The following is an 11,570-nucleotide window of genomic DNA, read 5'->3' as shown; positions in this document are numbered from 1 at the left end:
CTTCCCTGTCGCGCTAACAGGCAAGCGCGGATTGCTGTGGAGTGCGGTCGGATGGCGGATCGTTTTCGCCCGGAACCAGATGCCGACCATATCTGAAAACGTCTATTCCTGCGAGCTGGGACAAGTCCGATAGGGTTGCATCGATGCGAGTGACGGCGTTCGGATCGATGATATTCAAAGATCCTCCAGTGAACGAACCACGCCGAAGTGATTCAGGATTCAGGATGCCGACGGGTATTCCGCCGGTTCCGTGTGCGAAATGGCGTCCCAACCATTTTAGCACCGGCGATTGCACGATCTCCCAGGCGGTAAATAGCTCAAAGATGTCGGCGGGGTAATGATCGGCGCGGAGGCCGTCCAAGAAGTGCACGGTTCCAGGATAAAGAACGTGAAGTTGCGGGAAGATCGTGATGATACGGCCCGAGTCATGGGCCATCTGGCCGATCGCGCGAAGCGTCGCTAACGTCTGGGAATGATGGTCGTCGTTTTCGCCGGGCAGGCCGAACTGCAAATTGAGGTAGCAGCCGACACGGGAGGCCAAAAGAGCTGGAATGACGCGGTGTCGCAACCGATTGAGATAACGCTCGGGGTTGGGCGTTTTGTTGAGGTAGCGCAGTTGGTCGGGATTAAGGGATTCGACGCCGAGATAAACTGCCTCGCAGCCCGCACGGCTTAGGAGCTCGGGAAGCCCCTTGCGGTCCATCGACTCAACTCGCGTTTGGCAATCCCAAGTGAACCCCAGTCCCTCAGACCGAAGCTCCGCAAGCGCGCCGCAGAGTTCCTCGGTACGTTGGGGCGTGTGCGCGAAGAAATTATCTTCGATCGCGATCCGAGTGTGACCCTGTGCTACCAGCAGGCGGACATCCGCGGCGACCTTTGCAACAGATTTGGCGCGTATCCGTTGATTACCGACGGCACAAAAGGCGCAACCCAGGGGGCATCCGCGGGCGCTAATATAGGTGATGTGACCGAATTTTCCGGTGACATTTGTGCCGGACGTTGGCGCCGTCGGCGGCAATGTGTCTAGCTGAGCCTGACTCAACAGGAGAGGAGGCGGGTTTCGCTGGACCCTCCCTTCGCGGATGCAAATCAAACCCGGCGTTCCGGCAACTCCCGGAAACCGTTGGAGGAATTCCAGCATTGCGGTCTCCCCTTCGCCCGCGATTACGAAGTCTACGACGGCGGTGTGGTTACGAAGCACAATTTCCGCGTCGGCACTCGCATGATGTCCCCCCAGAATCGTCGTGACGTTTGTGCCGGCTGCACGCCCCAATTCCTTGAACGCTGCGGCAACCGAGAGGGCGGCTTGATATGAAGCGGTGGTCGTTGTGATGCCGACGATTGTTTCGAAATGGATCGGAAGGCCCCGACTGAGAATGGCGCTTTTTAGCGTAGTGATGGGCTCCTCGCTGAGATCTACTAGTTCAACCTTCGTGTCCGGAAGCCTAGCGCGAAGGAAATCTGCGATGCTTGACAGCCCAGCCGCAAAGCCGGCCAGCAGTCCGTGCTGGGGGGGCATAACTAATATCAAATTCGGACTGGGAGTCACGCCCGCAGGGATGCATTGGCGGTGCCATAGCGAAGAGCGGCTGCGTTATCTTTTATGGTTCAGCATCTTAAAATCCGGTTGAGGTCTTTTTGCTTGGTCGCAGCAGTGGCGTAAGTTACGGCGTAACTTACAGGATACTGTGGTAACTTTCATGAGACTGAATCGCGCCCCATGAAAATTTGGTCTGTGGCGATGATAGAGGCATTTGGCCGCCCGGCGTGGCACGGGTGGCGCATTGCTTCATGGGTGGCTCGTTGCGTCGATACCTGCGTACGAGGACGCCGTGATCATTTGCGCACACACAACCCGCCTTGTTGTCCGCTGCCGCGGCACATCCGAGTCCGTTCGCACCCGCATGTTTGCCGGCCAAAAGCTCAACGAAGGGACTTCGCCCCCGCCTTTGGTGTCTGCGCGATCTCACGCGCTGGCGCGCTCGTTCGGAGCCGCCTTTGCGCCGGCTTGGAGGCGCCGTTGGAATCCTGGGTAGTAAACGTTCGCGCCGGTTACCCAGATGTAGCCGTGCTGGAGAGCATACAACATGAGCTGGCCTTTATGGTGCAGCTTGAGCTTCGCCATGATCGCCTTCCGGTGCGTGTTCACCGTGTGCGGCGAAATTCCGAGACGTTCCGCGGCCTGCTGATCGTCCGACCCATCGCCGACGATCGACAGCACCATCTGCTCGCTGCGCTGCGCTCCACCTTGCGTGACGGTGCTGATCGTCGGCATCCCTCCGGGGCGGCCGATTAATGGTTCGGCTCGGGTTGGGGTCCGCGTGGCGCGGCCCGCCACCATGCGCCCTCGTTGGGGCGCTTCAGAACAAGGAAAGTCATGAACTCGATTGAATCCGTTACCGCTGCTCCCGCTCGCGTCTTTAGAGCGCTTTCGTCCGATGATCTCCGCCGCTGTGCTCCATCGGTTTTCGCCGAACATGCCCGGCCGGGAGTGTCGGCTCGCTACACGTTCGTTTCTACCGCGCAGGTCGTTGCCCTGCTTGGCGCGGAAGGTTGGGAGCCGGTGCGCGCGTCCGAGCAGCGCGTGCGACTCGAAGACCGCGTCGGCTATCAGATGCACGAGATTCGTTTCGCTCGCCGCGCCGATTTGGAGGCCGGAGTGATGAAGATCGGAAACACCCGCCCGGAGATGATCGTGCAGAACGCGCACGACGGGACGCGGGCGTATCGCATCGATGCCGGCCTCTACCGGCTCGTTTGCCGCAACGGGCTCACGGTGGCGGATACGGACTTCGCACACGTCTCCATTCGGCACATGGACGTTTCAGCAGCGGCGTTCGCCAAGGCCGCGCAGTCGGTCGCGGAGAACACCCCGCGGGCATTGGAGGCCGTCGCCAAATGGCAGGCGGTGCAACTCTCGCAGGTGACCCGGCTCGAATTCGCTCGACGGGCTGCGGCGCTGCGTTGGTCTGCGGGCAACCCCGTGATGCAGGCGCTCACTCCGGAGAAGCTGCTTTCTCCCGTGCGCTACGGCGACGCGGCAACTGACCTTTGGACCACCTTCAACGTGGTGCAGGAACATCTCGCACGTGGTGGCGATCGCTACATGAGCCGCTCAGAAGGGGCCGGCCTCCGGCGCAATCGCACTCGACCGGTCGCAGGCTTGGTCGAAGGGCAGCGTCTGAACAAGGCGCTCTGGTCACTCGCCAGTGAGTTTGCGAACAACTGATCTCGCACGTCGCTATCAGCAGGAGGCGGCGCCCAGTCGCTCCCTTTTCTTCGGGAGGACGGCTCCCACGTTTCCGGTAGGCGCCCTCAGGTGCCAGGCAGACGCGAGCCGGTTCAATCAGTGGCGCCGGTGAGCACACGGCTTACCGGCGCATTCAAACCAAGGAGAATCCATCATGAACAACGGACCCCAAGAACCCTCGACGATCAGCCCGACGCGCGCCTCTCGCACTCCGACCTCCGCCGATGAACTTGAGACGCTCAAGCGTGAGCTAATGAAAGCTGAGGTGCGCCTCGCCAAAGCGCGCGCGACGGTCACGGGAGCCGAGATCGACGTCAAGGTGCTCAACGCGCGGCTGAAGGCCTTCACAAGGTAGAGGCCCTCTATCGCCGTCAGCCGGGCCTGCCCATCGAGCAGGCCGTTTTGCTACATGTTAAGGGAGGCTGCTCTTCGCAGCACGCACCGGAAATCTCCTCGCCGGCTCCGTGTCGTTGCCTCATAAACCGCCAAATGCGTGGTTCCAACTCCGACGAATTTCGCCGTTCGATTGCCCGAACGCGCGCGTGTGCGCGTTCGGATGGCACGGTCGAGTAAACCACGCGCGACTCATGATCCGCCAGGAATGTTTCAATGCCATCGAAACCCGGATTAGCTTTCTGGCTACCAGAATCGAACTGCGGGGCGGTTTGAACATTCTCGACCTCAATATACATTCCGAGAACTTTTACCCGCGCTTGCTGAACCTGATCTTCGGATGGAATCTAGTGAACCTTAATACGGAGATTCAGAACGCAACAGCTATTGACCTGGTTGATCGGAATGGCCGCTTGGTCGCGCAGGTTAGCGCGACAGGAACAAAACAAAAGATTAACTCTACGCTGGCGAAGGACCTCTCGGCTTACACCGGCCACGGCTTCAAATTTGTCTGCATCACCCGGGCGGCCTCCCAATTAAGGACACATACCTACGAGAATCCCCACGCACTGGTGTTCGCGCCTCAGAACGATATTCATGACTGTCAGTCGCTGCTTGCTGCCATCAATGGGCTACCAACCGAAAAAATGGAGACCATTCGCGACTTCTTGCGGAAAGAACTGAAGGTTGAGATCGATCCGGCAAAGGTGGAGTCAAACCTGGCGACCATTGTAAAGTCGATCAATGAACAAGAATGGACCGCTAACGCGGGAAATCCAGAGACCATCCCCTTCGACATCGAGGGCAAGATCACCTTCAACCAGATCGATAAGGCGCGTGCATTAATCGATGACTACAAACTGCACCATCATCGGCTAGCGAAGATATATGCCGAATACGACCGGCAGGGCCGCAACAAAAGCCTGTCAATCCTAGACTCGATGCGCCGAGCGTTTCTGGAACTCGATGACACCCTAAGCGCTGACGATAAGTTTTTTCGAATCATAGCAGTGACCAAGCTGCGAATCGCTCAGAGCGCCAACGCCCCTGCTATACCCGACGAGGAACTCGAACTGTGCGTTGCGATTCTCGTGGTTGACGCATTCATTCGTTGCAAGATTTTCAAAAACCCTGAGAGGCCTACGTATGCTTCTTCCTGACAACATTCACCCGGAGGCGACCGTCTATTTCAACGGCGCGGTCGTGTTGCGCGCCGCCCAGCGTTCGCCGATCCAGCCGGTGTTTGGCCTGTATCAGGCGGTCCAGGCCGACCGATCAATAAGCCTTCCGATGTTTTTGCTCTGCCTTGATTGGCTCTTCCTGCTGAATTTGATTCGGCTTACCCCGCAAGGAGACGTCGAGCTGTGTTCCTGAAAGCGCTCATTATCTCACGCGGCGATGGTCACGTGGTACGTGACGTCCAATTTCATGCCGGTCTTAACCTCATTGTCGATGAAACGCCGGCCGGCGGCGGACGAGAGACGGGTAATAGCGTCGGGAAAACTACCGTCCTCAAGCTGATCGATTTTTGCCTCGGCGGTGACCCGAGAGAAATTTACAGCGATCCGGAGAACAAGCAGAACGAATACAAGCTTGTGCGTGACTTCCTCGTGTCCGAGCGAGTGCTGATCACGCTGCTCCTAGTCGATAGTCTTGCAGACCCCTCAGCCCGCGTCGTCCGTATCGAGAGAAATTTTCTTCATCGTCGGGCAAAAATACAGCGAGTGGACGGACAGGATCTTACGGACGCGGATTTCGAAAAGGCTCTAACTGACCTCCTGATACCGGGGCACTACGGCCGGAAACCTACTTTTCGCCAGATCATCTCTCACAATATACGCTACAAAGATGAGAGTGTAAGCAATGTGCTTCGAACGCTCGATCGGTATTCACGAGCTGACGAGTATGAGACCTTACATCTCTTCCTGCTCGGTTGTGACTTTTCTCGAGGCGAGGAAAAGCAGACGGTTCGGGCCAAGATTGAGCTAGAGGAAAAATTTCGCCGCCGCTTGGAGTCGCAGCAAACTAAGTCCGGATACGAAGCATTGTTGGCGCAGGTAGACGCGGACATCAAGCGCAGTGAAGCTCGACGCGCGGCACTTGACCTGAATCCGAATTTCGAGGCCGACATGGAGCGGCTTAACGGGGTGCGCTATCTCATCAACGTAAGTAGCTCAGAAATTGGCCGGCTCGAGCTACGGCGTGACTTGATCACCGAAACCAAGAAGGAGATGGCTACCGAGGAGTCAAAAATCGACGTGATACAGCTGCGTCAGTTCTACGAGCAGGCGACATCATTGGTCGGTGGGATTCAGAAGAAATTCGAAGAACTCCAGGATTTTCATAATAAGATGTTGGCCGCGAAGACACGCTTTATAGCGGAGGAGCTTCCGCAGCTTACGGCTAAACTAGCGACGGAGCGCATGCGATTGAGCCAACTCGTCGCTGAGGAAAAGGCCCTCGCCGCCGCCGTCACGAAAACCGATTCATTTGCGGTGCTTGAGCGATTGGTCGCTGAACAGAACCTGCTTTTCCAGCAAAAAGGCGACTACGAAAAAACCATTCAACAGATCGAAACGGTTGAGAATACACTTGAGGGACTCAATCGCGAGCTGATGGAGATCGATACAGAGTTGTTCTCCGATGCGTTTGGCACCCAACTGAAAGAGAAATTGAGCAAGTTTAATCGATACTTCGCGACCGTCTCGGACGATCTCTATGGTGAGCGGTATGCACTTAAGGCCGACACCAAGACTGTCAAAGGTCGTCGAGTTTACGAGTTCCAGTCATTTAACACGAACTACAGTTCCGGAAAGAAACAGGGCGAGATTTCGTGTTTTGATATCGCCTACACCTTGTTTGCAGACGACGAAGGCATTCCGGTTTTCCACTTTCTCCTAAACGATAAAAAGGAACTGATGCATGACAATCAACTGGTGAAGATCGCGCATCTTGTTAACGCGCGAGGCATCCAGTTCGTGGCCTCAATTCTTCAGGACAAGTTGCCGGACGAATTAAAAGATGGGCGCAACATCGTCCTTCGGCTCTCACAGTCGGACAAACTATTCCGCATTTAGCGGCGGCACGCTTCAGTCCTACGGCTCGCCAACCTTCGAGCCCTGTTGCCACCAAGACAGAACCTCCAATTGCCGCTTTTGTTCGTTAGCCACGTCATGAGCGCGGACCTCGGCGCCAAGAATATACTTAAGCGGGCGATCTGGACTGGTCATGCAGCTGAGTTTGATGTGGTCGAGTTCCACCAAGGCTTTGCCTGCGTTGGAATCCTTTTTTAGCTCGACTACGAGGTAGTTTGGCCCCGGCGCTCCAAACTCGTGAACAATAATGTCGGGGAAGATTGCCAGTTTCCCTTCGGGATCCAGTTCGCGTTTGGCGGCCTCAATTTCTTTACGATACGCCTCCATTTTATAGAGGAACTTCCGATCATCGCCGAAGCGGTTGTAGGTACCGATGGCAAAGACGTATTCTGGCACGTCGTAATGCCGCAGCGCATCGACGATGCGCGTTATGAGTTGAGTTCCGATTGCCGGCTCATTCGGGCCGCCCGAGCCATTGCCCGGCTTCAATAGCGCCTTGGCATCCGTTGCGTTAAACTGAGCGATCGCGCGGCACAAGACGTCACGAATCAATTTAGGATGAGTAAGCGGCTCGTGCATATCGTCTTGGTTAATGAAACCGGCGATACGAGCAAGGTTTAGCCATCACCGGGACTTTGCCTGACCTCAAAACTCGATGCTCGCTGCGCTCGAATCTTCTAGCACTGCCCCGTCCGGTTGCGCCCCATTTTATGGGCGGTCAAGGTCGTATCGCTGCGCGATCTCCACCCCGCGCAAACATTCCGCTTCCCCCTCGTTGCGGATAAATCCGCCGCCTCGGCGCTCCATCCAGCGCTTTGACTTTCGCCCATCCCGAGCGGGCGCTCAACCGGGCAGCACCCGCGATCACTCGACACCACGTCGAGAAAGGGAAACGCGGCTCGCGCGAGCGCTCACCATGCGCGTTTATGAAGCCAAGATCGTTTACTCCCTCGTTTCTCTCGGCGAAGAGGTTCGGCTCGACCGACCGGAGATGGTTGCCGAATACCTCCGCTCCGCATTCGACGAAAACCCGATGCAGGAGGCGTTCTACTGCGTCTATCTCGACCGCAAGAATCACCCCATCGGCCGCCACCTCACCACCCTCGGCACGGCCACGTCCACGCTGGTTGCCCCGCGTGAGGTCTTCCGGGGTGCGATCCTCGCCGGCGCCACGGCCCTGATCGTCGCCCACAACCTATGTGCTGCAGCACATAGGTTGTGTTATGTGACGAGCCGAGCTATGTGGAGTGCGCTACCGTTTTTCTGAGGCACTTTACTCTGCGCGACAGCACAATCGCTGCACATAACTCGGCCGGCGATCAGGCAAGACCGGCGCGCTCTGCGGTGGCGGCCTTGACGGCAGCTTTCACGTTGCCGAGGCAGCAGGAGCCTTGGGGATTGCGAATCTCACAAGCGCAAAAATCAGCCTTCATCTCCGCCGCGATGCGTTCGATCACGGTGGATTTTCCTGTGGCGGCAAGTTCGTCACGGATCATCGCGGGCGTGAAGCCGAAGCAATAACACACCGGTGCCTGCGCGGGATCTTTTTGAGTGACCGGACGGCGAACGTCGCCCGTTGTGAGAACTGAACCACCGGCGCTGAAATAGACGACCGGGCAGTCGGGTGTGGGGCAGAAGTGAAATCCCCCGGCATTTACGGCCGGCAAAAACTGGGACTTAACTTGGTGCTTGAGCGTGAGCGTCGAGACCGGGCGACCGGCGTGCCCGCAGCGCGGGCAGGACGGCTTGGCAGCCGACTCCTTCTCGGACGAGCACTCGTCACCTTTCGTTAAGCAACAATCGGACACGGTGATCAGTTGGCCGGCTCGGCCTTGAAGCCCGTGGCGTCGATCTTGGCGATCACCGTCGTCGCAGAAATCACGGCGGGATCGTAAACGACCTCGGCCTCTTTCGTTGCATAGCGGACGACCGCCGTGCGGATACCGGGAACCCGCTGCAGGGTGCCGGCAATGCCGACCGCGCACGCAGCGCAGTCCATGGAGGGGATACGCACGCGCAGCACGCGGCCATCCGCCGGTGCGGAGGTTGCGACCGAAGAGCGGCCGAAGGTGGTTTGCGCAAGCTGCGGAAACATCGCGACCGCGCCGACGATTACTGTGCTGAAGATCAGAACGCCCAGGGTCCAACGACTTGCTCGCGGCGTTGCGCAGGTGCCGTCCGCGCAGGCGATACGTCGGGCACGCAAGGTCAACACCCACGCGAGAGCGAGGAGCGCAGCGGTGACGCCGAGAAAAGCCGGCCGCCAACGCTCAAACCAGCCTGCGGCGACAAAACTACCCGCGCCCGCGACGGCCGCCACCAGCGGTCCGATGCAGCAAAGCGAGGCCGCCACGGCGGACAAAAATCCGCCTGTCAGAATCCACGATTGCTTCACCGGCTGCATCGGCCCAGCTTACACCCTGTAGTATGGTATAAGGTCAACCGCCATGTCATGACGATCGGAGAACTCGCCAAGGCCGCCGGGGTAAATGTCCAGACCGTCCGCTACTACGAGCGAATGGAACTGCTGCCGGCGACCCATCGCTGGCCGGGATCGGGCTACCGGGACTTTGACGATGACGCCCTGAGCCGGTTGCGGTTTATCCGTTCGGCAAAAGACCTCGGGTTCACCCTGCGCGAGATCAAGGAGCTCATGGAAATGCAGTTTTCGCCGGGTGAGTCGTGTGCCGAAGTGAAGCGTCTCTTGGAGGATAAGCAGCAAGAGCTTGATCGGCGCATGCTGGAGATGCGCCGGTTGCACCGCGCCTTGGGAAAACTCATCACGGCGTGCCGGCGGCGATCCACGAAAACGACGTGTCCGGCCCTCTGGGCCATCGCGTTCAAGGCGCGCGGTTAGAGGCTGGACAGCCAGGCGAGCACGTCGGTGTTGGCGCGCCATGACGACGGGTGCTTCGGCTTCGGGAGAATCTTCTCGGCGGAGGCGAGAGCCTTGCGCTTCATCTCAAGATCGATCTCGACGTAGGTGTTGGTGGTCTCGATCGATGCATGCCCGAGCCAGGAACGGATCATCGCGAGGTCGACGTTCGATTGCAGCAAATGCATCGCCGTCGTGTGGCGCCACGTGTGCGGAGTGATCCGCCGCGCGAGCAAGGTCGGGCAGCGCTGGGCCGCCTCACTGATGCGGTGACTGACAATGTAGCGAACGCCGAAGCGCGTCAGCCGGTTGCCGTCGATGTTGAGAAACAGCGGCACGGCGTCGGTGAACTTGATCGAACGAGGCTGGAGATAACTCTTCAGCGCGGCGACCGTCTCGGGCCACAACGGGCAGGTGCGCTCCTTGCGGCCCTTGCCGAAGATGAGCACGTTCGACGGTCGAGTGAAACGCACGTGCCGCACGTCGAGGTCAACCAACTCCTGCGCGCGCATGCCGGTGTTGTAGAGCATCCGTAAGAGTGCGTCGTCGCGCTGACCGAACAGCGTCCGGGAATCGATCTGACGAAATATCTCCTGCACCTCATCCTTCTCCAGAAACTGCGCGACGCGATGCGGTCGCCGTTTGAACGGCACCGCGATGATCGTGTGGGCGTGGGTCAGGTGCCGGGGATCAACGATCGCGAGGTAGCGGAAGAAAGAATGGATCGCGGCCAGCCGAAGATTGCGGGTGACGATCCCGTTGCGCCGGTCCGCTTCGAGATGGCGAAGAAAGCCGTGCACCAACTCCGCGGTGAGATCGGCCAGGGTGAGCTCGGTCACGCGCTTGCCCGAGTCGTCGGAAGCGAACTTGAGGAGGAGCTTGAAGGTGTCGCGATACGACAGAACCGTGTGGCCACTCAGTCCGCGCTGGGACACGAGATGCTGATCGAAAAACCCGCGGATCAGAGATGGAAGGTCGGGGGCTGACATAAGAGACGGGCCGATGGCACCGCGAAGTGCTCATGAAAACGCTGGCCCACCGACTCCATCAGCTCGGCGGTGGCGTGCAGATAGATCTCGGTCCCGGTCACCGTGCTGTGCCCGAGGTAAGTGGACAGGAGGGGCAGCTTCGCGAAGAGATTATCGCCGCTCTTGTGCCACGCCATCAGCCGCGACACCGCAAAGGAATGCCGCAAGTCGTGGATGCGCGGCCCGCGCTGGCCGGGCGGGCCGCGCAGCCCCAACCGACGCAACACTTGAAGAAACACCGTCGTGAAGCTCGGCACGTGATAGCGTCCACCGAGGGATGACGGGAAAAATGGCGCGGTCGGCTCCTGCGAGAATCTGGCCGCGCGGCGCTGGGCCACGTAGGCCGCGAGCTGCTTGGTGGTGCACGGTGCCAGCGGCACGTAGCGAGTCTTGCCGAACTTGGTTTGGCGAATGAGCAGAAGACGGCGTGACAGATCGACGTCAGCGAGATTGAGCTTCACCGCCTCGCCAACGCGCAGGCCGGTGGCGTAGAGGAACCCGACGAGGGTTGCGAACACCACGGGACGCAGCGGGTCCGGAGAACGTTCGGCCGGCGGTGCCGCCGCCATGATCCGGCGGACCTCGGCCACCGTGTAGATGTGCGGCATCGGCCGATTGCGCCGCGGCAAAAACATCCGGTGCACGATGCACGTGCGAGGATCGAAATGGCTTTGATAGAGGCAGAACTGACGGAGGATCGACATCCGGTTGATCCGGGTTCCCGGAGCCAAGTGCTCGGTGCTCTTGAAATAACGCTCGGTGACCTCACGCGTGATTGTATCGCCGGGCTGCAGCTCACCGATAAGAAACCGGTCGAGGTAACGCAGCACCTTGAGGAGAACAGGACCGCGGCCCGATGCGGCCCGCGTCTCCCAGAAGGACTGAAGCCGGAACGCGAGCGCGCTGCGAAAACAACACGTGGCCATGGT

14 protein-coding genes are annotated in these 11,570 nt (G+C 59.0%); 7 read left to right on the top strand and 7 right to left on the bottom strand.

Going from position 1 to position 11,570, the window contains the following annotated elements; all coding sequences use genetic code 11:
• Positions 1 to 13 precede the first annotated feature (13 nt).
• Complete coding sequence (locus tag OTER_RS22070; RefSeq protein WP_012377161.1) at positions 14 to 1,519, bottom strand: B12-binding domain-containing radical SAM protein; 1,506 nt, start codon at positions 1,517 to 1,519, stop codon at positions 14 to 16.
• A 447-nt stretch (positions 1,520 to 1,966) separates the two neighbouring features.
• Positions 1,967 to 2,275, bottom strand: a complete 309-nt coding sequence (locus OTER_RS26780) for a response regulator transcription factor (protein ID WP_012377160.1) — start codon at positions 2,273 to 2,275, stop codon at positions 1,967 to 1,969.
• A 102-nt stretch (positions 2,276 to 2,377) separates the two neighbouring features.
• Between OTER_RS26780 and OTER_RS22060 the strand changes: the two genes are divergently transcribed.
• From OTER_RS22060 to OTER_RS22040, 5 genes are all read left to right on the top strand, one after another.
• Positions 2,378 to 3,229, top strand: a complete 852-nt coding sequence (locus OTER_RS22060) for a DUF932 domain-containing protein (RefSeq protein WP_012377159.1) — start codon at positions 2,378 to 2,380, stop codon at positions 3,227 to 3,229.
• A gap of 175 nt (positions 3,230 to 3,404) precedes the next feature.
• Positions 3,405 to 3,605: a hypothetical protein gene (locus OTER_RS22055; protein WP_012377158.1), complete on the top strand. Its 201-nt coding sequence runs from the start codon at positions 3,405 to 3,407 to the stop codon at positions 3,603 to 3,605.
• Positions 3,606 to 3,837: 232 nt separating this feature from the next.
• Positions 3,838 to 4,803 carry an ABC-three component system protein gene (locus tag OTER_RS22050; protein ID WP_012377157.1) on the top strand — a complete coding sequence of 322 codons (966 nt, stop codon included), beginning with the start codon at positions 3,838 to 3,840 and terminating at the stop codon, positions 4,801 to 4,803.
• Positions 4,790 to 5,017 carry an ABC-three component system middle component 6 gene (locus tag OTER_RS22045; RefSeq protein ID WP_012377156.1) on the top strand — a complete coding sequence of 76 codons (228 nt, stop codon included), beginning with the start codon at positions 4,790 to 4,792 and terminating at the stop codon, positions 5,015 to 5,017. The genes OTER_RS22050 and OTER_RS22045 overlap by 14 nt, the downstream gene beginning before the upstream one ends.
• Positions 5,008 to 6,720: a DUF2326 domain-containing protein gene (locus tag OTER_RS22040; protein ID WP_012377155.1), complete on the top strand. Its 1,713-nt coding sequence runs from the start codon at positions 5,008 to 5,010 to the stop codon at positions 6,718 to 6,720. The genes OTER_RS22045 and OTER_RS22040 overlap by 10 nt, the downstream gene beginning before the upstream one ends.
• 18 nt (positions 6,721 to 6,738) lie before the next feature.
• On the opposite strand, the gene OTER_RS22035 is transcribed toward OTER_RS22040, so the two are convergent.
• Positions 6,739 to 7,317 carry a hypothetical protein gene (locus OTER_RS22035; RefSeq protein ID WP_012377154.1) on the bottom strand — a complete coding sequence of 193 codons (579 nt, stop codon included), beginning with the start codon at positions 7,315 to 7,317 and terminating at the stop codon, positions 6,739 to 6,741.
• A gap of 337 nt (positions 7,318 to 7,654) precedes the next feature.
• On the opposite strand from OTER_RS22035, the gene OTER_RS27095 reads away from it, so the two are divergent.
• Entirely contained in the window at positions 7,655 to 8,005 is a 351-nt protein-coding gene (locus OTER_RS27095) for a JAB domain-containing protein (protein ID WP_052300462.1), read from the top strand.
• Between the two features lie 52 nt (positions 8,006 to 8,057).
• On the opposite strand, the gene OTER_RS25450 is transcribed toward OTER_RS27095, so the two are convergent.
• Positions 8,058 to 8,546, bottom strand: coding sequence for a putative iron-sulfur cluster-binding metallochaperone (locus OTER_RS25450; protein ID WP_012374044.1), 489 nt, complete (start codon positions 8,544 to 8,546; stop codon positions 8,058 to 8,060).
• Between the two features lie 5 nt (positions 8,547 to 8,551).
• Positions 8,552 to 9,142 carry a heavy-metal-associated domain-containing protein gene (locus OTER_RS24650; protein ID WP_012374043.1) on the bottom strand — a complete coding sequence of 197 codons (591 nt, stop codon included), beginning with the start codon at positions 9,140 to 9,142 and terminating at the stop codon, positions 8,552 to 8,554.
• A gap of 48 nt (positions 9,143 to 9,190) precedes the next feature.
• Between OTER_RS24650 and OTER_RS22015 the strand changes: the two genes are divergently transcribed.
• Complete coding sequence (locus OTER_RS22015) at positions 9,191 to 9,595, top strand: heavy metal-responsive transcriptional regulator (protein WP_012374042.1); 405 nt, start codon at positions 9,191 to 9,193, stop codon at positions 9,593 to 9,595.
• Here the strand turns inward: OTER_RS22015 and OTER_RS22010 are convergent.
• Together OTER_RS22010 and OTER_RS22005 are read right to left on the bottom strand one after the other, a co-directional pair.
• Positions 9,592 to 10,602 (bottom strand): site-specific integrase, encoded by a 1,011-nt coding sequence (locus OTER_RS22010; protein ID WP_012374041.1) that lies wholly within the window; start codon positions 10,600 to 10,602, stop codon positions 9,592 to 9,594. The two genes, OTER_RS22015 and OTER_RS22010, sit on opposite strands and share 4 nt — an antisense overlap.
• A complete protein-coding gene (locus OTER_RS22005) occupies positions 10,575 to 11,567 on the bottom strand; it encodes a tyrosine-type recombinase/integrase (RefSeq protein ID WP_012374040.1) in 993 nt (330 codons plus the stop codon). Before OTER_RS22005 ends, OTER_RS22010 begins: the two co-directional genes overlap by 28 nt.
• Positions 11,568 to 11,570: the final 3 nt, after the last annotated feature.

It is taken from the genome of Opitutus terrae PB90-1 (genome assembly GCF_000019965.1).
In the GTDB taxonomy this organism is placed as follows: domain Bacteria; phylum Verrucomicrobiota; class Verrucomicrobiia; order Opitutales; family Opitutaceae; genus Opitutus; species Opitutus terrae.
The sequence above is the reverse complement of the archived record's forward strand: the minus strand, read 5'-3'. Positions and strand labels throughout refer to the sequence as shown.

Excerpts from the sequence above, each read along its gene's own strand:
- OTER_RS22070 (WP_012377161.1), bottom strand. The coding sequence starts at position 1,519 with ATGCCCCCCCAGCACGGACTGCTGGCCGGCTTTGCGGCTGGGCTGTCA.
- OTER_RS22060 (WP_012377159.1), top strand. The coding sequence starts at position 2,378 with ATGAACTCGATTGAATCCGTTACCGCTGCTCCCGCTCGCGTCTTTAGA.
- OTER_RS22055 (WP_012377158.1), top strand. The coding sequence starts at position 3,405 with ATGAACAACGGACCCCAAGAACCCTCGACGATCAGCCCGACGCGCGCC.
- OTER_RS22035 (WP_012377154.1), bottom strand. The coding sequence starts at position 7,317 with ATGCACGAGCCGCTTACTCATCCTAAATTGATTCGTGACGTCTTGTGC.
- OTER_RS22015 (WP_012374042.1), top strand. The coding sequence starts at position 9,191 with ATGACGATCGGAGAACTCGCCAAGGCCGCCGGGGTAAATGTCCAGACC.
- OTER_RS24650 (WP_012374043.1), bottom strand. The coding sequence starts at position 9,142 with ATGCAGCCGGTGAAGCAATCGTGGATTCTGACAGGCGGATTTTTGTCC.
- OTER_RS22010 (WP_012374041.1), bottom strand. The coding sequence starts at position 10,602 with ATGTCAGCCCCCGACCTTCCATCTCTGATCCGCGGGTTTTTCGATCAG.
- OTER_RS27095 (WP_052300462.1), top strand. The coding sequence starts at position 7,655 with ATGCGCGTTTATGAAGCCAAGATCGTTTACTCCCTCGTTTCTCTCGGC.
- OTER_RS22005 (WP_012374040.1), bottom strand. The coding sequence starts at position 11,567 with ATGGCCACGTGTTGTTTTCGCAGCGCGCTCGCGTTCCGGCTTCAGTCC.
- OTER_RS22050 (WP_012377157.1), top strand. The coding sequence starts at position 3,838 with ATGATCCGCCAGGAATGTTTCAATGCCATCGAAACCCGGATTAGCTTT.
- OTER_RS26780 (WP_012377160.1), bottom strand. The coding sequence starts at position 2,275 with ATGCCGACGATCAGCACCGTCACGCAAGGTGGAGCGCAGCGCAGCGAG.
- OTER_RS22045 (WP_012377156.1), top strand. The coding sequence starts at position 4,790 with ATGCTTCTTCCTGACAACATTCACCCGGAGGCGACCGTCTATTTCAAC.